This window comes from Clostridium bowmanii (genome assembly GCF_018861315.1).
In the GTDB taxonomy this organism is placed as follows: domain Bacteria; phylum Bacillota; class Clostridia; order Clostridiales; family Clostridiaceae; genus Clostridium_AD; species Clostridium_AD bowmanii.
In genome coordinates this window covers 110,818-131,946 of sequence record NZ_JAHLDL010000008.1, presented here as the reverse complement: position 1 = coordinate 131,946, position 21,129 = coordinate 110,818, and the positions used below count along the sequence as shown (strand labels likewise).

Genomic DNA, 21,129 nt, shown 5'->3' with positions numbered 1-21,129 from the left:
TGTATATGGTATTTTGAATATATTAGTTATCATTTTACATTAGTATAGTAAATTTGTCATTATTTTGTGGCTAACTTAGCATTATTATCTATCGAAATTCATAATAGAGCGTTATCTTTGTGCTTTCAATTGTTTTATAGCATAGGGTGGTTTCTTAATTATTATTTTATAAATTAGTAATATTCATAAAATAATTATAAACCAAATTATGGAAAAGTAAACATTTTTATTGTTCATGAAAAAGTAGGTATATAAAAAATTCACGCAAAGTTCATAAGCAATGAAATCCATTACTTATAAAATTCCATGATATACTATAAAATGATATCGAAGAAATGATGTCTAAGAAATGTGGTTACGTGGAGGTAAAAAATTGATATATAAATTAATAGCAATAGATATGGATGGAACATTATTAAGTGATGAAAAGAAAATTTCAACAGTAAATTGTGAAGCAATACAACAAGCAAAAGAAAATGGAGTAAAAGTTGTTCTAGCATCAGGAAGACCTTTGGTTGGTTTTAAAAAATATTTAAAACAACTTAACTTAGTTTCAGAAGATAATTATGCAGTAGCTTTTAACGGAGCGCTTGTTCAAACCTCGGATGGTGGGGAAATAATATCTAAAAAAACATTAACTGTGGAAGATTATAAATCTTTGTACAAGCTAAGCAAAGATTTAAATGTAAATATACATGCATTAACAGAGAATAGTGTAATTGCTCCTGAAGACAATATTTATACTAGAGAAGAAGCAGCAATGAATGGTATTTCTTGTGAAATAATTGATGTGGAAAATGTACCTTCTGATACAACTATAGTAAAGGTTATGTTTGTAGATGCACCGGAAATATTAGATGAAGTAATCAAAAATATTCCAGTAGCCGTAAGCGACAAGTATACAATAGTAAGGAGTGCTCCTTTCTACTTAGAGTTTCTTGAAAAATCCGTTAATAAAGGTGCCGGAGTAGCAGCGCTTGCGGAGAAATTAAATATCAAGCAAGAAGAAGTTATATGCATAGGAGATGCAGGTAATGATATTCATATGATTAAATATGCTGGACTTGGAGTCGCCATGGGTAATGCATTTCCAGAAGTTAAAAAAGTTGCAAATTTTATAACTAAAACTAATGAGCAAGATGGAGTAGCATTTATTATTGATAAATTTATAATACAAGGTGAAGAGGCTTTTGCAGTATAATTAATATTAATTAACAATGGTTGTTGACAACTTTATTATATACGTATATAATAAAGTCATACAAAGTTTTAACGCATTTAGTATTTCTCATCTTTATTCCCCCAGATAAAGAGAAAGTTAATACTGAAAAAATATTCCCTCTTTAATCAAATATTCAAAAGTCAGTAATTGTCCAATTACTGGCTTTTTTTTACTATAAACAATCAATATGGTGAATTAAAAATATCTGTAAACTACTTTGGCATTCTGATATACTAACATAAATAGAAATACAATATAATTTAAAGTTAGGATAAACTATATGTATGATAATCACATTTTGATATGAAGGTAGTTAGTAAATGTGTAGTTTTTATAGCTAAAAAGGATGTATGAGGGGGCAGAGATTATGGGGTTTTATGAGAGGGCATTGAGTAAAATAGATAGAGGAGGGAACTGGGATATGATAGTTATAGATGGAGTAGTTGGTGTAGGGAAGACCACACTTATGAATATAATGGCTGAAAAAGGGTATGTGAGTTTTGAAGAGCCAGTGGTGGATAATCCTATATTAGAAAAATTTTATTATGATAGAGAAAGATATAGTTTTTCGCTACAAATATTTTTTCTTAATAAGAGATTCAAGCATATTAAGGAAGCTTCAAAAGTGAAAAATGCGGTGATGGATAGGAGTATTTATGGAGATGTAATTTTTGCTAAAATGCTTAAGGATGCAGGGGAGATGTGTATAGAAGAATTTGATTTATATGCTGAGTTATTTGAAAATATGATTGAACATTGCAAGGCACCTAAATTACTTGTATATCTTGAGACTTCTGTGGATGCAGCTATGGATAAGATAAATAAAAGAGGCAGAGAATATGAGAAGATTGTGGAACGAGGGTATTGGGAAAGACTAAATTCTAATTATAGAGCTTATTTTGACGATTATAATATATCTCCTATTTTAAAGATAAATGTGGAAGGATTAGATTTTGAGAATAATGAAGAAGATAAGGCTTACGTGTTGGGGCTCATAGATGAAGCATTAGCGAAAATCAAGTAGGTAATCCATCGCCGCAGGGACTTGCAAACGAGCTTGAAACTGGAAATTTAATTAAGAAATTCTAATTAAAAGTTTTTTCATAGATTATGCTATAAGGTCAAGTATATATTGCTTGAATGCCTTCACCTCGCCAAGTAATTCTAAAATTTATTTTATCTGCATCTGCTAAAAATCGCAAACTCGCTATCGCTTAAACATGCGATTTTCTTTACGCAGTTGCAAATAAAATAAATTAAGAATTACTAAGGCTTGTTCAAAGGCATTCTACGCAATATATACTTTTGTTAGCATAATCCAAGAAAAAATACTTAAGTTTGAAGATGATTATTATAGATTTAATAATCATCTGTTAGGCTTACTGATGGCCATATTCATATATGATTCCACTTTGATGATTGTAAATTATGCCTACATTTGGGTGGTTTGCGGTTGGGGGCAATAATTATAATTGTTTTTCGAAAATATAAGATTTAGCACCATTAGGACATAGGTTTTCTCTGTGAAATACAAAGCCGCATTTTTGAGTGTAAAAGTGGTGGTTTCGCTTCGAATAGTCAGGGGTTTCAACAGTCCATTTTTTTGCAGCTATATATTTTTCTTCTATGTCTTTCCATACTATAGCTCCTAAATGATTTTCCCGGTATTTAGGATCAATATATAACATTTCCAAATTATATTCATTATTAGGCTTAAGTGCAACGGTATAAGCTCCAACAGTATTGTTATCATAAACAATTACATAGTTTTCGTATTTTTCATTTTCATTAAGTAATTTAATTAAGCTACCATCATTGTATCCTGTGGGACCGTCTTCTTTTAGATCAGTGTGCATAGATGTATCTTCATTAAATGAAGAAATCATTATTTTTGTTAGTATTTTGTAATCGAGGGGGGATATCTTTAAATATAATATTTTGTTAGCCATTTTTTATGTTTAGTGTGCGCCTGTACAATAATGTGGAAGGGCAACTAAACTATCACTTCCTTTCTATATTTAGTGTATTTGCTTGTAAACTGATTGATTTTTATCTCTTTGCTCATTATGGCATATATCTTTACTGTTTGTCATGAAAAAGCCTGCTTATTTTATAAAAAATCAATCGTTTTTAGTTTAGGGTTTTAATGAAATATAATACTATCAAATGCTTGGGATTTAATATCATTAAGGGTACAAAAATGTAAATATTAAAAGTATTAAATTATGTTTTAGTTAATTATTTAGAATAATCATATACATGTTCATAAAGGAATAGTAAAATGGTCATTGGTTATGGCTATAATCAAAAGAATTGTGTTAGGAGGTCAATATGACCAAAATGAGGAAGGTTTTATTAGCTTTTATGGTTTTATTTATTATAGGTGGGGTATTATATAGGACAACTTATGTGGGTAAGGCATATGAGAAAATTACACAATCTATAAAAGCTAATACGGAAAATAAGAATAGTAATGATAAAGAAGAAGCGGTAAAAGATAAGGTACTTGAAAACAAGACTGAAGATGAAAAAGAAGATAAAACATTAACTAAAGAAAAAACGCAGGTTGAAGTTCAGGAATATAAGAAGGTTGAAAAGCAACCTTCTAAAAAGATTATTGTTATAGATCCAGGCCATGCAAGTGCTACTAGTATGGAAAAAGAGCAGCAAGCACCAGGTTCTAGCATAATGAAAGTAAAGGAACCGGGCGGCGCTCAGGGTATTAATACAAAAACCCCTGAGTATGTGGTTAATATGGCAGTGGCAGTTAGACTAAAGACTTTGCTAGAAGAAAAAGGCTACACTGTAGTAATGACTAAAACACAAAACAAACAAATGTTAGGAAATATTGCAAGAGCAATAGTTGGAAATAAAGCTAAGGCAGATCTGGTTATAAGAATTCATGCGGATTCAAACAATGATTCATCTGTTGAAGGGGCATCCATGTTAGTACCGTCAGATAGTAAGAATACAAATGCTATATATAAAGCAAGTAAAATATATGGAGAGATTGTTCTTAATAACTTGATTAATAGCATAGGGATGAAAAATAGAGGCGTTGTGGAGCGAGATGATATGACTGGCTTTAATTGGTCTAAGGTTCCTGTTATTTTGGTGGAAATGGGGTTCCAATCTAATGTAGAAGAGGACAAGAAGCTTACAACTGAAAGTTATCAAAATAAGATATCTAAAGCATTGGCAGATGGGATTCATAAGGCATTAGTAGAATAGAAATGAAGACTATATTAAAAAAGTCTAGTTGCGAGTTTTTTCTTAGATTATGCTATAACGAAAAATATATATTGCTGGAATGCCTTCACTTCGCCGAGTAATTCTAAAATTTATTTTATCTGCATCTGCTAAAAATCGCAAACTCGCTATCGCTCAAACATGCGATTTTCTTTACGCAGCTGCAAATAAAATAAATTGTGAATTACTAAGGCTTGTTCAAAGGCATTCTACGCAATATATACTTTTGTTAGCATAATCTAAGAAAAAATATCAAGATTGAAGATGAATATTGTCAATTGTGAAACTGGCAGTAAGGATTGCTTGAATTTTATATTCGTAAAGTAGGAGGGGCTAAAGAAGTAATTCTCTGGGAGGATTACGGGGAGTATATTGGGATGATTTGTAAATCAAATTTCAATGTTTCTGTGATTATAATTGAAAGTTACTGCGACTGGAATTCATACTTGTTATTTTCAGTATTCATTAGGACACATAATAATGAGAATAAAAAATATTGGTTGTTATGCGTACTAGCTGTATTTACAGTATTTTATTGATAATTTCCATGATTATAATTAAAAATAAGTAAAGAGCACATGAGGCATTTTCGCCTTATGTGCTCTTTATCATGTGGAGGTCTAAAACTTGCTACTTACCATATGGAGGGAACTATACTTTGCCAAATTGCCACTTGTCACGTGGGGGGCACCGGGTTTTAGAGTATATCTTCTTGTATTACTTCGTTTAAGGACATTGATCCTTCGATAGCACTTATTAGCTTAGCTGAGGATTTGTTGTCGCCTATTATAATGCCGCCGGTTATAATGTTTTCGGTGAAGAATAATTTTTTGTATATTTTGTTTGCATCATCTTTTAGGCTAAGGGCTTTAGTGTCTTCCCTTGTAATTTCGCCTACAGATAATAGTTCTAGACCCATAGCATTAAAGGAAATAGCACTTAGGGATGGAACATATTCCTTAGTTTCTCCTACTGCGTTTGAACCTGCAATTTTACCCATTTCTACTGCGGCAGGCCAATTGCCATATACTCTACCTCTAAATTCTGCAATGTCTCCACAGGCATATATGTTTTTGATATTGGTTTCCATATTTTCATTGATTAGGATACCTCTGTTAGTTATTAAATTAGTTTTATTTGCTATATTTTTATTTGGTGCAATTCCTGTTGAAAATAATACTAAGTCTGCGTCTAGGGATTTTCCACTTTTAAGAGTAACTGAAGAAACGGATTTTTCGCCATTTATTGCATTTACTGAATCTCCTAGGATAACTTTAATATTTTGATTTTCAACTGCAGTTTTAAGGATAAGACTACCTTCACTATCTAATTGCTTAACAAGTAGGGAATCGCTAAATTCCACCACGGAAACATTTAGACCAGCTTTGCTTATTTCATAAGCTGCTTCAAGTCCTAATAGTCCGCCACCTATAATTACTACATTTTTTGAAGTCTTCATTTTAGTTTTAATAGCTTCCAAATCTTTTAGATTTCTTAAAGTGAATACTCCAGGTTTGTCTACTCCCTCTAGAGAAATCTTAAAGTTTTCACTTCCATTTGCTAAAATTAGCTTGTCGTAATTTATAGCTGTACCATCTTTAAGTAATACTTTATTTTCTTCTGGTTTTAGAACCTCAACTTGAACACCTAAAGTAAGGGTTATGTTATTAGCCGTGTACCACTCTTTTGGAGATAGGTAGAAACTATCATCTGTTAGGGCTTCACTTATACCATCAGAAATAGAAGGTCTGTAATAGGTTAAGTGTGGTTCATTTGAAATCATTTCTATTTCGCATTGCTTATTCCTCTTTCTTATAGTATCAGCTGCATAATATCCAGCAGCGCCGTTACCAATGATTAAAAATTTCTCTACTTTATCAGAACTAAAGGTTACTACATCTTGTGATACTTGAACAAATTGGTCAGCACTAGCACCACAAGCAGGACATATTTCAGGTGGTTTTGGTCCATCAAATTCTTCTCCGCAAATTAAACATTTCCATCTTTTTTGTGTAGAAGGTTTTACAGGACAGCTATTTATTTTAATTTTCTCAGCTATTTTTTCTGCAAAACTTTCTCCAAACTTAAAGGCGAAGTTTAAATCCTTATCTGTAGGTTTAAAATTAAATTTATATGATGGGTATAGATCTAGTTTAATTTGTTTTAATCTATCAACTATATTTGGAACGGCTTCTCCGCTCCAACCATAAGAACCAAAGGCAGAGGCTACTTTTCCACCATGAACTATAGGATTTAGTTTGGTTAAAATGTCCCATATTGGTTCTAGTGCATCTCCATTTATAGTAGGAGAACCAAAAATTATACCCTCAGATTTTCCTATGCTAGTTAAAATATCACTCATTTCACTATGGATAACATCATATTTGTTAACTTTAAAATTACAATAGCTATTTATGCCTTCTTCTATTTTATTCGCCACGGCTTCGGTATAGCCATAAGCTGATACATAGCATAAGGTAACTATTGGCTCAGCGTATGCTTTTTCAGGAAGGCTCCACTCTTTGTATTTATTTACTATATTCCAAGGGTCATCCCTTAAAATGGGTCCATGACCTGGGCATATTGTATCTATTGGAAGGTCCTTTATTTTATCTATAGCTTTTAAAACATAAGGTTTAAAGGGCCCCATTATACAATCAAAGTAGTATTTTAGGGCTTCTAGATAATTTTCTTGGCTTTGGTTTAAATCATTATACATTTTATCATTGCAGTAGTGACTGCCAAAAGAATCACAAGTGATAAGAAGCTTATCTTCCACAACGTATGTGTACATTGAATCTGGCCAATGTAGGAAGGGTGCGGAAATAAAGGAAAGTGTTTTATTTCCAAGATTTATACTATCTCCATCGCCTACAATTATGTATTCAAAATCTCTATTTATAATTCCTTTAAGGAATTTAATGGCTGCAGCTGAACCTACTACTTTTGCATTTTTTGCAATTTTTAAAAGTTGACCAACTGATCCTGCATGATCTGGCTCAGTATGATTCACTACTATATAATCAATATTTTTTATGTCAATGTCTAAAGACTCTAATCTTTCAAGATACTGAGAAAAAAACTTTTCTTTTACTGTTTCAAAGACTGCAGTTTTTTCACTACCGCGAACTACATAAGAGTTATAAGTAGACCCATAAGGGGTATACATAATTATATCAAAAATTCTAAGTTCTGGGTCTAATGCACCAACCCAATATATATCTTTTTTAACTTCTAATGCCTTCATAATCAACACTCCTTTAATTACTATTCAAAAACAATTGTTATTGTTTAACATTATAGTATAGGCAGGGTTAGAAAGCAATAACAAATCTTTAAACAAATTGCTATTATTCATTGATATACCAGTGTAAATTCGTTTACAGACAACTTTTTTTATGCTATAGTTTTTAATGAATTGTTTAATAAAATATTTACTTAACGATGAAATTAGGAGGAATACAAATGAGAGATTTTGTTATTATGACAGACTCTTGCTGTGATTTGCCAAAGGAATATATTTATGGTAATAATATACCTTTTGCCATGTTACCATTTAGTTATAATGATAAAGAGTACTTAGATGATTTCGGGCAGAGTTTAAGCCAAAAACAGTTTTTTGATGATCTTAGGGATGGAGCATTGCCTAATACTTCTCAAGCAAATTCAGAAAGCTTCTATAAAATGTTCAAATTAGCTGCAGAATGTGGCAAGGATATAATTTATGTAGGAGTTTCTTCAGGCCTTAGTGGTACTTATAATAGTGCTAATATTGGAAAGACTACTATATTAGAAGAATTTCCTAATGTTATCATAAATATTATCGATGTGTTGACAGCATCCTTAGGACAAGGACTCATGGTGAGAAAAGCTGTGGAAATGAAGAAAGAAGGCTTTAACTCTGAGCAGATTGTTTCCGAAATAGAAAAAAATATACAAAATCTAAATACGTATATTATTGTGGAGGATTTAAACTTTTTAAAAAGAGGCGGAAGAATATCTAATGTAGCAGCTACCTTGGGGTTAGTACTGCATCTAAAGCCTATACTTACTCTTAACCAGCTGGGGAAGGTAATACCTGTACTAAAGGTTAGAGGACGTAAAAAATCTATAAGTAAGCTTGCAGAAATAGTGAAGGAAAAAATAGAGCATGCCGAAACTCAAACCATAGCTATTTGTCATGCGGATTGTTATGAAGAAGCTGTAAGACTTAAAGAAGAAATACTAGCAAAAGTAAAGGTTAAAGAAGTGCTTATTCATTTTATCGGACCAGTAGTGGGAAGATTTAGTGGACCAGGAGCACTGGCAGTGTTTTTCATTGGTGAGTCCAGGCAACATCATGTAATTGATATTTAATTTATGAATATATAGTTAAATATTATTTTATTAGTAATATAACTTGAAAGTGATGTATCATAATACTTATAATGATATTGTAAGCAATAGAGTAAAATAGACTAGTGTATTGACTAGTCATTTTTTTGAAGATACATCTAGAAAAAATTATTAAGCAAGGAGAATCTTTTATGGAATGGTTACAAGTGTTTTTACTGTCGGCAGTGCCTCTTAGTGAGATGAAAGTGGCTATACCTCTTGGAATAAATGTATTCAATATTAATCCAATAACGGTATTCCTATTATCTTTTTTTGGAAGTTTGCTTCCAGTTCCTTTTGTGTTGATATTTTTTAATAAAATATTTGACTTTCTAGGAAAATATAAATTTTTTAGTGGCTTTTATAATCTGATTAATAGAAAGATAAGCAAGAATAAAGCTAAGTTTGAAAAGTTTGAAGAAATAGCGCTTATAACATTTATTGCTATACCTCTTCCAACTACAGGAGTGTGGACAGGAACTGCAATAGCTGCTTTTTTAAAGTTGGATTTTAAAAGATCTGTTATGTGTGCAGTTGTAGGATCTTTTTTATGTGGACTTATTGTTACAGCTTTATCTATAGCTTTTCCAGCGTTTTTAAATTTGCTTTAACTAAAAATCTCTTACCGAAAGGTGAGAGATTTTTTTCTTAGATTAAAAAAAGGGTGTGAAATTTCTCCTGCGGGCCTTGAAATACGAATTCGAAGCTGGAAATTTGATTAAGAAATTCTAATGTTTTGCAAATGTAAAATTCTCTAGCATTCACACTCGCCTTCCTGGCTCGGGTTCATTAGCACCTCTGGGTGGGGCTCTGGGGCACATAACAATTATTAATTGTTATGCGTCCTGGCAGGCTTACGAGAATTTTACATTAGCAAAACAAGAATTTCTAAATCAAATTTCAATAGCTTCATCATCTCGTATTTCAAGTCACTCCGGAGAAATTCCACACCTATGATGTAGGTAGTATAAGTGTTTTTGGGCAATCTACGTGGGGGGTATAAGGGGAAATTTAGGTTTAGGTGGGTTGGTAGGGTTACGAGGATTTTATATTTGCGAAGAAGAATTTCAAGTTGAAATTTTATTGCAATATTTCTTGAGGAGAGATGTTTAAAAAAATGTCTTTATATGCTATATTTACATTAATGAATTTAAGAGATCTGAATGTAAATATACGAGTTAATGGGGGTTTAAAAATGGATACAGTGAAATTTGAGGAATTTAGAGCGAAGATTTTGGATAATGTGGGTAGAGTTATTGTAGGCAAAGGAGATAGTGTAGATAAAATTATAGTTTCGTTTATATGTTCGGGGCATGTACTTATAGAGGATGTTCCTGGGCTTGGAAAAACTAAGCTTGCTAAGAGTCTTTCAAGGTCTATGAATTGCAATTTTAAGAGGATACAGTTTACACCTGATTTATTGCCTTCAGATTTAACTGGAATATATTATTATAACCAAAAAAACCAAGTATTTGAGTTTAGATCTGGACCGCTTTTAAGCCAAATAGTTTTAGCGGATGAAATTAATAGGGCTACACCTAGAACTCAGTCAGCACTTTTGGAGTGTATGGAAGAAGGGCAAATTACTGTAGAGGGTAATACTATAAAACTAGAGAGACCTTTCTTTGTAATTGCTACTCAAAATCCAGTGGAACAGTTTGGAACCTTTCCGCTGCCAGAAGCACAATTAGATAGATTCTTTATGAAGCTTTCACTAGGGTATCCTGATACTTTAGAGGAGAAGACTATGATGAATAGATTTATGAGGGTGGATCCACTGAGTGACCTTCAGGCAGTGGTTACTATGGAAGAGATAGAGTATGTTCAAAATAATTATACTATGGTGCATGTTAGTGAGGAAATAAAGGACTACATAATATCAATAGTTAAGGCTACAAGAAATCATAGAGAAGTGGAACTTGGGTGTAGTCCGAGAGCTACATTAAATATGATGAAGGGAAGTCAAGCACTAGCTGCTATAAGGGGTAGAGATTATGTAGTTCCAGAGGATGTTAAAGAACTGGCAATCCCTATATTAAGCCATAGGTTAATGCTCAAGAACGATTTAAGCCAGGGAAATAAGAGTAAATCAATCATAGAGGAAATAATAAGTACTATCGAAGCACCACTGGAAAAGCTGTAGTGTTGGATGAAGAAGTTTTAGAGCCAATGAAAGAACAACAATTTAAGCTCCACTGGAAAAGTTATAGGGGGTGAATTATGTATATACAATTTGCACTGATTCTGGCCATACTAACTATTATTTTTTTTATAGGTGAGTTTACACGAAAAAAAGGCTTTGATAAGCTGAAAATAAGTAGAAGTATTGATAAAGATAGGATTTTGCCTGGTGAAGAATTCACTCTAACTACAACTATTGAAAATAATAAAAGATTACCTATATCATTTTTAATGTTAAGTGAAAAAGTACCAGCGGCTGTAGAGTTTGTATCAGACAACAATAATTTTAAAGAAGGAGTCGATTTATGGCATTTAAGTAAATACACCATAAGCTGGTTTGAGCGAAAAAGAAGAATCTATAAATTAAAGTGTAATGTTCGGGGAACATATATTTTAAGAGACATTAATGTTACGGTAGGAGATTTATTTGGATACTCTACAGAAACAGTAGCGGTTGAGGATTTCTTAGAGTTTTTGGTTTATCCGAAGCTTATTAATATGAATAATGTTGAATTTACTAATACTAACTTTCAAGGGGATAATTACGTTAAGAGATGGATTCACAAAGACCCATTATATATTAAAGGCATAAGAGAATATAACGTAGAGGATAGAATGAAGGATATTCATTGGAAATCCAGTTTGAAAATGGATAGGCTTATGGTTAAGGAATATGATTTTACTTCAGACAGAGAACTAACAATCATTGTAAATGGTCAATGTGGTGAACCTTATTGGGGTAGTATTCAGCCGGTGCTTATAGAAAATGGGATTACTGTAGCGGCATCACTGGCATCTATTGCAATCAAAGAAGGGGTGCCCACAGGAATGTGGACTAATTGCCAATTGATAGGAATGCAAACCAAAATCACCAGTGAGGTTTATCCAGACATTAATGCTCTTAAAAAAATAATGGAACTCAGTGCCAGGATGAGCTATAGTATTACTATTAAATTTAGCGATTATTTAAGAAGTAAAGTAAAGGATTTTAATCAAAATTCTACGTATGTAATTATTACACCCTATTTGGATGAAGATGGTGTTGGTATTTTATCTAAACTGAAACGACGGGGCATTTTAATTAAAGTTATAGATGTGTCCTTAAAAGATACTGTTCCCTATATTTCAGGTATTGAAAAGAACCATTATAAGGGGGAGCTTAGGGTATGAGTTGGTATAGAAAAATCAAGAGCCTTTATAGTATAAGCCTTGTTACTATTTCTTTTATAATTTGGTCAACTTTAAGTAAATGGTTATTTAAAAGCGGAGTAAACTATAAACTGTTTTTAATAACTTTATGTATTGTTTTTTTTACACAGTATCTTAACAATTTGAAATTGAAAAAGAGTCTTTTTATATTAGCACTTTTGGGAGTTAATATATTAGCTTGTTTCATATTTTTTAAAGGCCAAACTATTTTTATAAATATAATATTTTTGTTATTTATGAGTTTAATAACATATACATTGGATGATGCGCCTATAGATAATTCACAATATAAAGAAGATATAACCAAGTCTATGATAGCATTAATAATAATTTGGGCTATTTCATTTACGTTAGGAGCTGATTTTGTTAATGCAATGTATAGGTTTCACATTCTCTACATAATAATGATTATTGTACTTATGAGAGAGACGAGAAGATATATATATGCCGTTAAAAGCAACACCTCATCTGTTACAAATGTTATTATTGGAATTTCAGTAATCGCACTATCTTTAGATTATGCTAACAAAATTATTGCTTTCTTATTCGATATGCTTATAAAGCTGTCAAGTTTTATTTTGGTTTTAATAGTAGATTTTTTAATTATGATTTTTGGTAGACCAATAAGCTTTATTATTCAGAAAATAAAGGAAATTATTATTAAAAGTGAAAATCAAATGATAAAGATTGACCCTGTGGAAAAAAGTTTGAACAATCAGCCTAATATTATCAAATATAAAGTGCACAATTTATCACCAGAGCTACTTATATTTTTAAAAATTTTAATTATATTTATTATTTTGTATTTAATCTATAAATTTTTATCGAGAATTACAAAAAATACAAAAGTATATAATGGGTTTGTGGAAGAAAAGGAAAGGATGATTAATAAAAAAAACAAAAGACATTGGGTAAAAAATTTGTTTGGAAATATGTTTAAAGGTGGCGGAAGTAATAGAGATAAGATCCTTTACATGTATAGTGCTTTTGAGAAAATAACTGAGAAAGCAAATATTTATAAAACTTACATGACTGCTACACAACTAAAAAATGTAACAAAAATTAATGTGGATAATGCTTACAATTTAGATGAGATGACGGAGTTATACAACGAAGCAAAGTTTTCATTGCACCCTATGACTCAGGAAAATGTTGACAGTGTTAAAAGGGGACATAGTAATATTAAAAAACAATTTTAAATGTAATTTCCAAAGTATATATTGTGTCAATTTAGCCAAACTAAGTAGAGCAAATGTATAATTCGCAACTAATTTGTTATAGTGAGGTGAGATTGGCTATGAGTGATGAGCATTACAGTGACAAGGATTATAGTGGAATGGATTACAACAATAAAAGTTACTTGAATAAAAGGTACAAGACCTTTTCTGAGCTAGTGTATGTGGTGTCTACAAAAGAGCTTCAGTACTTTATTACAAAAGGTGAATTTACTAGCTTTTTTAATTACAAAATGAAGAAAAAGCTTACAGAGATTGGTGACTCTAAAAATAAGATTTTAGATGTGGGCTTGTTTTTTAATACAGATGGTGAAATAACCCTTATAGATGCAGAGATAGTAGGTAGGTTTATCGAGCAGAGTTATGAACTTAAAATGTTAGAGTATTATAAGAATACATCTTTAAATAAAATTATTAGGGAAGTTGTAAATGGAAGTGAAAAAGCCAAGGGAGATTTTATATTGATTTCATACTCCATTTTATATAGTACATTAATGGAATTATATAAAACTATTAGTTGTAATATACAAAATGCCATTATCTATAAAAAACAATATGAACTAGAGGATTACAACAAAGAAGATTGCACTATAATTTTGGCAGTACTGTTAATTTTAGAAGATTTATGTAAATACATTGGTGTTGATAGGAATAAGATGATGAATGAAATAAAGGAAAATATTTACAAATAGCATTATTGGATTAAAAAACTGCAAAAATATCTAGTAAAATAAATAATTATTATGCCTAATATTTACAAAAAAATATTTTTTTTCATAATATAGGGAGAGTAACCTAGGAAAGTTAGGCTTTTGAAAAATATATTTTATTTTTTTATGAAAAAACTTTAGATATATTTGTTGCAATTTCGACAAGATAAGCTACTTTGGATACCTTGCAATGGTTGTTAATAGTTTGTTAACAATAGCATTATGGGTGTGAAGGGTTGAAGTTGTCAGTTTTAAGAGATAATACATTTTAGCCTGTTTCATAAAATGACAGAATTTTTTGAAAAACCATGTTACTATAGTTTTAATAATATAACACGGGGGGATTTAATATGGTAGTTTTAGAAAATTTATCTAAGAAAGTAACAGAGGAAGATGTAAAGCATAATTATTATTACAGATTATTAAAAAGTCAGATTTCTGTTTTAATGGATAATGAACCTACTGAAATACAGGCTTATGGCATTGAAATAGAAAGACAAGACGTCATTAATGATACAGTAGTATTTATAGAAAGAGATTGTGTAGAAAGCATAAGTCCCCAAAGACATAAAGTTAAAGCTCTTATAAAAACGTTATATGAAAATACAGTATCACCTATTCATATGATAGATATATTGGGCGACTATATAGATGAGTATATTAGTGATTTTGATGAGATGTTAAAAAACATTGGTACTTGTTAATATTTTGAATGAGAATAACATAGTGAGAGGTGGCTCTGCTCCTCTATAGGAGGAAGATTGATCTTCTATTGAGGAGATTTTCACCTCATATAGGAGGAGGTGTCTCCTCTTTTTGTTATATAATGGGAAATAAATCTAATTACTAGAGTTACTGCTAAAACATTCAGTAGACAAAGTACATATTTGAGTAGTACAATTAAAAAAATGTTCACCATCATAAAAATTATGCTATTATTTTACTGTTAAAATATTGTATTAATAGTACTGTAAGTAAGTATAATTTCATTATATTATTGTAGTATTATCATTATGGTATTATTATAGATACAAACGGTAAAGTCAAAATCTGCGTTTTATAAAATATAGTCATTGATACTCGTAAAAGTAGACTAATAATTGGGGGTGATAGTTTTGATTCTTGGAGTAGGTACAGATATTGTTGAGATAGGACGAATAAAAAAGGCTATTGAGCATAACAATCGGTTTCTAGAGAAGATTTTTACAGTAACTGAATTGGATTATCTTACAAGTAGAAATTTGAGACCAGAATATGTTGCTGGGAGATTTGCAGCCAAAGAAGCAGTAGCGAAAGCTTTAGGAACTGGCTTTAGAGGGTTTGATTTTAAGGATATTGAAATTGATAGGACAACCCTTGGAAAACCAATAGTAATTTTAAAAGGAAAAGCAAAGTTGATAGCTAAAAAAGAAGGACAATATAATATTCATCTTAGTATATCTCATGGTGTAGATAGTGCGGTGGCTTATGCTATATTAGAGGTTGAAAAAAATATAGATGAGGCATGCAAGAAGTAACTCCACTTAATTTATTATGATTATTTATTTTAGTAATAGTATGAAAACATGAGTAATAGTATTAGTAGTAGAAATATTTGTTATGACAGATAGGTGGTTAATAGCTATCTACTCTAGAGAAATGCTAGGAGGATAACATTGAAAAAAAATTTACTATTATTCTTAAGTTTCTTACTCGTTTTGAGTTCCATACTATTTACTTCTTGTAATAATAAACCAAAAAATACTAATGATATTATAACCTATTTAAAAAACATGGAAAGTTATACTACATCCATGAATATGGATGTAAAAAACGATAAACAGACCATTAATTATGTGGCAACTCAATCTTATTTGAGGGGAGGCGGATACAAACTACAGTTAAACAATAACAGGGTGTTTATCTATAAAACCGATGATAATATTTATATTAGTGACAAAAACAATGGAACTAAGTACGTACAGAGTAAGGATTTTGATGAAGTTCTTAAACTGTGTTTTATTGGGGAATACATAGGATTATTATATACTAATGAGGAAATAAAATATTCAGTGGAGACTATTAATGATATCGAATACTCAGTAATTAATTTGTTTATACCTGGTAATAACAAAAACATTAACAATGCAATGTTATATGTGAATAGCAAAAGCATGGTACCAGAAAAACTGGTTATTTATGATATCAAAGGTAAAGAAAAAATTGTGGTAACATATACTGATTTTCATCCTAACATAAAAATTGATCCATCAGAATTTTTGACTGATTAGTATGTCTAAAACCATAATCATATAAATGAATTTTTGATAGCAGATGAGGTGAAAGTAGTGTTTAGACATTTAAGGCCTGTATGGGCAGAGGTTGATTTAGATAAATTAGCTCATAATATGAGAGAGATTAGACGAGTAACTAAGAGTGAAAATATTATAGCAGTGGTAAAGGCAGATGCTTATGGCCATGGAGCTATAGACGTTGCTCCAGTGCTCCTTGAAAATGGCGCTAATAGACTCGCAGTAGCTGTAATAAGTGAAGCAGTGGAGCTTAGGCGTTCAGGCATAGAATGCCCAATAATGATTTTAGGATTTACACCACCAAATTTAATAGATAATCTATTAAAATATAATATTGAACAGGCTGTATACTCTTATGAATTTGCAAGAGAGTTATCAAAGATGGCACAAAAGAAAAATAAAATGGCTAAAATCCACATAGTTGTAGATACAGGCATGGGTAGGATAGGCTATCTTCCAAATGAGGACAGTGTAGAAGAGGTTTATAATATTAGTAAACTACCTAACATAATTATAGAAGGTATGTTTTGTCATTTTTCTGCAGCGGATGAAAAAGATAAGGCTTATACTTATGATCAAGTGAAAAAATATAATGAATTTTACGAAAAGTTAAAAGAAAAAAAAGTGAACATAAATATTAGGCATATGGCTAATAGTGCTGCTATTATAGATTTACCAGAAACTCATTATGAAGCAGTACGGCCTGGAATAATAATATATGGCTATTATCCGTCTGCAGAGGTAAGTGTGGATAAAATAGATTTAAAACCCGTAATGACATTAAAAACAAATATAGTACACATAAAAACACTACCTCCTGGAGAATACGTGAGTTATGGAAGAAAGTTTAAAACAGAGAGAGAAAGTGTTATAGCTACACTTCCAGTTGGATATGCTGATGGTTATACTAGACTCTTATTTCAAAAGGGAAAGGTTATTTTAAGAGGTAGCTTTGCTCCAGTAGTAGGAAGAATTTGCATGGATCAGTGCATGATTGATGTTACCGATATAAGCGGAGTAATAGTTGGAGATGAGGTTATACTAATAGGTGAAGATGGGAAAAATAAATTCACAGCAGACACTGTAGCGGAACTAATTGGTACTATAAACTATGAAATAGTGTGCATGGTTGGTAAAAGAGTTCCAAGAGTCTACATTAAAGAAGGCAAGGTTGTAAAAATTAGAAACTATGTGTAGCATTAACGCGCTATATGTAGAATGAACTATTAATATGTAAAAATGTACACTGCAAGAGGGCGAAATTACCGATAATTTCTTTGACAGATTGACATAGATTGAATTATAATATACTTTATACATATTGCTCTAAAGTAAATAGGAGGTATTAAATTTTCTATGTCAACTTCAAAGAAATTAGTAGTAAACCTATCGGAAAAACTATACATTGAATTTAATAAGGCGCTTGAAAAAGATTCTAAAAAAAGAAGTGAATTTTTTAGAGAAGCTGTAATACTATATATTGAGGAAAAGAAAAGGCTTAGTTATATAGATGAAATGAAACAAGGCTATTTAGAAATGGCTGAACTAAATTTAGAGATAGCCGGTATGGGTTTTGAAATTGATATCAAAGATTTTAAAGAATATGAAGTTAAGCTTTCGGAGAGTGATTTGTCTAATGACAACAATAGTGAAAAGAGGAGATATATTTTATGCTGATTTGAGCCCGGTTGTAGGCTCAGAGCAAGGTGGGGTTAGACCAGTAATTATAATTCAAAATGATATTGGCAACAAGTACAGTCCCACTATTATTATTGCAGCTATAACATCACAGATAAATAAGGCAAAACTCCCTACTCATGTTGAGATTTCTTCAGAAGAGTATGGTTTAAATAAAGATTCTGTAGTTTTGCTGGAACAAATAAGAACATTGGATAAAAAAAGACTAAAAGAAAAAATTGGTCATATGACTGATAGTGATATGAAAAAAGTAGATATAGCACTTTTAATTAGTGTAGGTTTATAAAATGGGTAAGGGCATTTATTGCCCTTATTTTTGTTTTGTGGATAGATATTACCATAGGTTTTTAATGATTTTTACAGAAGTTTTGAAAACTGTGTTGTTATACTGTGGAATATTGTTATAATAATTAAGGAAGACAAATAGAAGTACAAGTATACAACCATTAATAATTATTATTTATATAAAAGTAACATTAGGAGGATACATATGGAAAAAGCATTAGAAAAATTAAAGGCAATAGCTAGAGAAGTTAGGAAAGATATAGTAACTATGATTACAGAATCTCATTCTGGTCATCCAGGTGGTTCATTATCCTGTGTAGAAATTATCACTACACTATATTTTAATGAAATGAACGTAAGTGCAGAAAATAAGCATGACCCAGATAGAGATAGATTTGTACTGTCAAAGGGACATGCTGCACCAGCATTATATAGTGTGCTTGCTGAAAAAGGATTTTTTGATAAGGAGGAGTTGCTTGGACTAAGAAAATTAGGATCAAGGCTTCAAGGACATCCTAATATGAATACTGTGCCTGGAGTAGATATGTCTACGGGTTCACTAGGACAAGGTATTTCAGCAGCAGTGGGTATGGCACTAGCTGGGAAACTTGATAAAAAAAACTATAGGGTGTATACATTACTTGGTGATGGAGAACTTGCAGAAGGTCAAGTGTGGGAAGCAACTATGTCAGCTGCGCATTACAAGCTTGATAATCTAACTGCTTTTGTAGATCATAATGGACTTCAAATAGATGGTAAAGTTTCTGAAGTTATGGGCTCTGATCCAGTAGATGATAAGTTTTTAGCCTTTGGATGGAATGTTATTACTGTAGATGGACATGATTTTGATCAAATAAAAAATGCTATAGAAGCGGCTAAAAAAACAAAAGCAAAACCAACGGTTATAATTTGTGAAACTATAAAGGGCAAAGGCGTGTCCTTCATGGAAAATGAGGCGTGTTGGCATGGTACCGCTCCAAATAAAGAGCAATGTCAAAAAGCAATAGACGAAATTGGAGGTGCACTATAATGGGTAAAACTGCTACAAGAGAGGCTTATGGTAAGACTTTAGCTAAATTAGGACTCGAAAATGAAAATATAGTTGTTTTAGATGCAGATTTATCTAAATCCACTAAAACTGCGGATTTTAAAAAAGTTGCGCCTGAAAGATTTATCAATATGGGTATTGCTGAAGGAAATATGATGTCAGTAGCTGCTGGACTCGCTACTTGCGGTAAAATTCCTTTTGCAAGTACTTTTGCTATATTTGCTGCAGGAAGGGCTTTTGAACAAATAAGAAACTCAATTTGCTATCCAAAATTAAACGTTAAAATTTGTGCCACCCATGCGGGACTCACTGTAGGAGAAGATGGAGCATCTCATCAAGCTATAGAAGATATAGCACTAATGAGAAGTATACCAAATATGGTAGTTATAAGCCCAAGTGATGATATTGAAACTGCGGCAGCTATAGAGGTAATTACAAAGTATAATGGACCTTGCTATGTAAGACTAGGGAGAATGGGTGTTGAGACAATTAATGACAACCCCGATTACAAATTTGAACTCGGAAAAGCTGTAACACTAAGAAAAGGCAGAGATGCAACTATAATTGCTACAGGCATAATGGTAGATGCTGCATTAGAAGCTTATAACATTTTAGCTGAGGAAGGAATAAAGGTTAAAGTGATAAATATACACACAATTAAACCTATTGATGAAGAAGCAATTATTGATGCAGCTAGAAAAACTGGATTAATTGTTACAGCTGAAGAACATAGCATTATAGGCGGACTTGGCTCTGCAGTAGCTGAGGTTGTTTGTTCAAACCATCCAGTACCAGTTATTAGAGTTGGAGTTAAAGATACCTTTGGTGAAAGTGGCAAGCCGGAAGAACTTTTAAAAGCTTACGGATTAACTGCAGAGGATATAGTTAAAGCTCTTAAAAAAGGTCTTAGTTTAAAGTGATTTTAAAGACTCCTATGCACTATTGCGTAGGGGTTTCTATCTATTATTTTCAGTAATGTTTTTTATGAATAACTATGATATAATACCTCAAGAATAATAATGGGGAGAGGAACCGCATGAAAGAAATTTTAAAAGATTTATTACACTGTTTTATATTGTCATTAAAAATATTTTTGATCCCTATAATTTTAGGAGCTGTCGTTGGGATAATAGGCGGTTTACTTCATGGAGATTTATATCTACAAGACGTTTTGAGTTCGGTAAACAGGATGGCAATTAGGATATCTTGTTTTGGTCTTGCTATTGCAGGAATAGGCTTTGTAAAAAAAGGTATGCTGGAACCGCTAGATTATGAGGAAAAATGGATGGAATATTTTAATAAGTTCAATTTGGTAGGTGTAATATTTTTTATATCATTATTTATGTTAGCTTATTCAACAATTATAGACCTGATTTTATTTCAAATTTATTAATGAAAACTTTGTTTTATTGACTGCCAAATAAATTTAGAGAATTAAAATTATGGGGATTACATAAGTCCTCATATTTTTTGCTTTATAGGAAACTATAAATATAAGCATAAGTTTTCGTGTAAATGAATTAAAGTATCTTAAACATTATTCACGGAAATTTTATAATAAAATTTATTATAGGTCTAATCATTATGATATAATGTTATTATGAATTTTACTGAAACAAATTACATA

The 21,129-nt window shown here is 31.4% G+C and carries 20 protein-coding genes; 18 read left to right on the top strand and 2 right to left on the bottom strand.

From position 1 onward, the window contains the following. Window positions 1-376: 376 nt before the first annotated feature. Entirely contained in the window at window positions 377-1,201 is an 825-nt protein-coding gene (yidA, locus tag KPL51_RS07540) for a sugar-phosphatase (protein ID WP_216159113.1), read from the top strand. Between the two features lie 388 nt (window positions 1,202-1,589). Continuing rightward, window positions 1,590-2,246, top strand: coding sequence for a deoxynucleoside kinase (locus KPL51_RS07535; protein WP_216159067.1), 657 nt, complete (start codon window positions 1,590-1,592; stop codon window positions 2,244-2,246). A gap of 442 nt (window positions 2,247-2,688) precedes the next feature. Here KPL51_RS07535 and KPL51_RS07530 read toward each other — a convergent pair whose 3' ends face one another. Next, window positions 2,689-3,078: a GNAT family N-acetyltransferase gene (locus KPL51_RS07530; protein WP_216159065.1), complete on the bottom strand. Its 390-nt coding sequence runs from the start codon at window positions 3,076-3,078 to the stop codon at window positions 2,689-2,691. 475 nt (window positions 3,079-3,553) lie between these two features. Here KPL51_RS07530 and KPL51_RS07525 point away from each other — a divergent pair, with 475 nt between their 5' ends. Next, window positions 3,554-4,453 carry an N-acetylmuramoyl-L-alanine amidase gene (locus KPL51_RS07525; protein WP_216159063.1) on the top strand — a complete coding sequence of 300 codons (900 nt, stop codon included), beginning with the start codon at window positions 3,554-3,556 and terminating at the stop codon, window positions 4,451-4,453. A gap of 715 nt (window positions 4,454-5,168) precedes the next feature. Here the strand turns inward: KPL51_RS07525 and KPL51_RS07520 are convergent. Continuing rightward, on the bottom strand, window positions 5,169-7,718 hold the full coding sequence (locus KPL51_RS07520) for an FAD-dependent oxidoreductase (protein ID WP_216159061.1): 2,550 nt from the start codon (window positions 7,716-7,718) through the stop codon (window positions 5,169-5,171). Window positions 7,719-7,936: 218 nt separating this feature from the next. Here KPL51_RS07520 and KPL51_RS07515 point away from each other — a divergent pair, with 218 nt between their 5' ends. The 15 genes from KPL51_RS07515 (at window position 7,937) to KPL51_RS07445 (ending at window position 20,895) form a co-directional block, all read left to right on the top strand. Further along, on the top strand, window positions 7,937-8,827 hold the full coding sequence (locus KPL51_RS07515) for a DegV family protein (protein WP_216159059.1): 891 nt from the start codon (window positions 7,937-7,939) through the stop codon (window positions 8,825-8,827). Window positions 8,828-8,997: 170 nt separating this feature from the next. Continuing rightward, window positions 8,998-9,456 (top strand): COG2426 family protein, encoded by a 459-nt coding sequence (locus tag KPL51_RS07510; RefSeq protein WP_216159057.1) that lies wholly within the window; start codon window positions 8,998-9,000, stop codon window positions 9,454-9,456. Window positions 9,457-10,040: 584 nt separating this feature from the next. Continuing rightward, window positions 10,041-10,988: an AAA family ATPase gene (locus tag KPL51_RS07505; RefSeq protein ID WP_216159055.1), complete on the top strand. Its 948-nt coding sequence runs from the start codon at window positions 10,041-10,043 to the stop codon at window positions 10,986-10,988. A gap of 77 nt (window positions 10,989-11,065) precedes the next feature. Continuing rightward, window positions 11,066-12,196, top strand: coding sequence for a DUF58 domain-containing protein (locus KPL51_RS07500; RefSeq protein WP_216159053.1), 1,131 nt, complete (start codon window positions 11,066-11,068; stop codon window positions 12,194-12,196). Beyond that, the gene (locus tag KPL51_RS07495; RefSeq protein WP_216159051.1) at window positions 12,193-13,434 is read left to right on the top strand and encodes a hypothetical protein; all 1,242 of its coding nucleotides are present in this window, start codon (window positions 12,193-12,195) and stop codon (window positions 13,432-13,434) included. Before KPL51_RS07500 ends, KPL51_RS07495 begins: the two co-directional genes overlap by 4 nt. Before the next feature lie 98 nt (window positions 13,435-13,532). Continuing rightward, entirely contained in the window at window positions 13,533-14,162 is a 630-nt protein-coding gene (locus KPL51_RS07490; protein WP_216159049.1) for a hypothetical protein, read from the top strand. A gap of 368 nt (window positions 14,163-14,530) precedes the next feature. Continuing rightward, window positions 14,531-14,884: a DUF6514 family protein gene (locus KPL51_RS07485; RefSeq protein WP_216159046.1), complete on the top strand. Its 354-nt coding sequence runs from the start codon at window positions 14,531-14,533 to the stop codon at window positions 14,882-14,884. A 411-nt stretch (window positions 14,885-15,295) separates the two neighbouring features. Then, window positions 15,296-15,697, top strand: a complete 402-nt coding sequence (acpS, locus tag KPL51_RS07480) for a holo-ACP synthase (protein ID WP_216159045.1) — start codon at window positions 15,296-15,298, stop codon at window positions 15,695-15,697. 138 nt (window positions 15,698-15,835) lie between these two features. Continuing rightward, a complete protein-coding gene (locus KPL51_RS07475) occupies window positions 15,836-16,450 on the top strand; it encodes a germination lipoprotein GerS-related protein (RefSeq protein WP_216159042.1) in 615 nt (204 codons plus the stop codon). Window positions 16,451-16,507: 57 nt separating this feature from the next. Next, window positions 16,508-17,668 (top strand): alanine racemase, encoded by a 1,161-nt coding sequence (alr, locus tag KPL51_RS07470; RefSeq protein WP_216159040.1) that lies wholly within the window; start codon window positions 16,508-16,510, stop codon window positions 17,666-17,668. A 159-nt stretch (window positions 17,669-17,827) separates the two neighbouring features. Beyond that, window positions 17,828-18,148: a CopG family transcriptional regulator gene (locus tag KPL51_RS07465; RefSeq protein WP_216159038.1), complete on the top strand. Its 321-nt coding sequence runs from the start codon at window positions 17,828-17,830 to the stop codon at window positions 18,146-18,148. After that, a complete protein-coding gene (locus KPL51_RS07460) occupies window positions 18,108-18,455 on the top strand; it encodes a type II toxin-antitoxin system PemK/MazF family toxin (RefSeq protein WP_216159037.1) in 348 nt (115 codons plus the stop codon). The genes KPL51_RS07465 and KPL51_RS07460 overlap by 41 nt, the downstream gene beginning before the upstream one ends. Before the next feature lie 204 nt (window positions 18,456-18,659). After that, the gene (locus tag KPL51_RS07455) at window positions 18,660-19,484 is read left to right on the top strand and encodes a transketolase (RefSeq protein ID WP_216159035.1); all 825 of its coding nucleotides are present in this window, start codon (window positions 18,660-18,662) and stop codon (window positions 19,482-19,484) included. Beyond that, entirely contained in the window at window positions 19,484-20,422 is a 939-nt protein-coding gene (locus KPL51_RS07450; RefSeq protein WP_216159032.1) for a transketolase family protein, read from the top strand. The genes KPL51_RS07455 and KPL51_RS07450 overlap by 1 nt, the downstream gene beginning before the upstream one ends. 116 nt (window positions 20,423-20,538) lie before the next feature. Next, on the top strand, window positions 20,539-20,895 hold the full coding sequence (locus tag KPL51_RS07445) for a hypothetical protein (protein ID WP_216159030.1): 357 nt from the start codon (window positions 20,539-20,541) through the stop codon (window positions 20,893-20,895). Window positions 20,896-21,129: the final 234 nt, after the last annotated feature.

Excerpts from the sequence above, each read along its gene's own strand:
- KPL51_RS07535 (WP_216159067.1), top strand. The coding sequence starts at position 1,590 with ATGGGGTTTTATGAGAGGGCATTGAGTAAAATAGATAGAGGAGGGAAC.
- KPL51_RS07530 (WP_216159065.1), bottom strand. The coding sequence starts at position 3,078 with ATGCACACTGATCTAAAAGAAGACGGTCCCACAGGATACAATGATGGT.
- KPL51_RS07525 (WP_216159063.1), top strand. The coding sequence starts at position 3,554 with ATGACCAAAATGAGGAAGGTTTTATTAGCTTTTATGGTTTTATTTATT.
- KPL51_RS07520 (WP_216159061.1), bottom strand. The coding sequence starts at position 7,718 with ATGAAGGCATTAGAAGTTAAAAAAGATATATATTGGGTTGGTGCATTA.
- KPL51_RS07515 (WP_216159059.1), top strand. The coding sequence starts at position 7,937 with ATGAGAGATTTTGTTATTATGACAGACTCTTGCTGTGATTTGCCAAAG.
- KPL51_RS07510 (WP_216159057.1), top strand. The coding sequence starts at position 8,998 with ATGGAATGGTTACAAGTGTTTTTACTGTCGGCAGTGCCTCTTAGTGAG.
- KPL51_RS07505 (WP_216159055.1), top strand. The coding sequence starts at position 10,041 with ATGGATACAGTGAAATTTGAGGAATTTAGAGCGAAGATTTTGGATAAT.
- KPL51_RS07500 (WP_216159053.1), top strand. The coding sequence starts at position 11,066 with ATGTATATACAATTTGCACTGATTCTGGCCATACTAACTATTATTTTT.
- KPL51_RS07495 (WP_216159051.1), top strand. The coding sequence starts at position 12,193 with ATGAGTTGGTATAGAAAAATCAAGAGCCTTTATAGTATAAGCCTTGTT.
- KPL51_RS07490 (WP_216159049.1), top strand. The coding sequence starts at position 13,533 with ATGAGTGATGAGCATTACAGTGACAAGGATTATAGTGGAATGGATTAC.
- KPL51_RS07485 (WP_216159046.1), top strand. The coding sequence starts at position 14,531 with ATGGTAGTTTTAGAAAATTTATCTAAGAAAGTAACAGAGGAAGATGTA.
- KPL51_RS07465 (WP_216159038.1), top strand. The coding sequence starts at position 17,828 with ATGTCAACTTCAAAGAAATTAGTAGTAAACCTATCGGAAAAACTATAC.
- KPL51_RS07460 (WP_216159037.1), top strand. The coding sequence starts at position 18,108 with ATGACAACAATAGTGAAAAGAGGAGATATATTTTATGCTGATTTGAGC.
- KPL51_RS07455 (WP_216159035.1), top strand. The coding sequence starts at position 18,660 with ATGGAAAAAGCATTAGAAAAATTAAAGGCAATAGCTAGAGAAGTTAGG.
- KPL51_RS07450 (WP_216159032.1), top strand. The coding sequence starts at position 19,484 with ATGGGTAAAACTGCTACAAGAGAGGCTTATGGTAAGACTTTAGCTAAA.
- KPL51_RS07445 (WP_216159030.1), top strand. The coding sequence starts at position 20,539 with ATGAAAGAAATTTTAAAAGATTTATTACACTGTTTTATATTGTCATTA.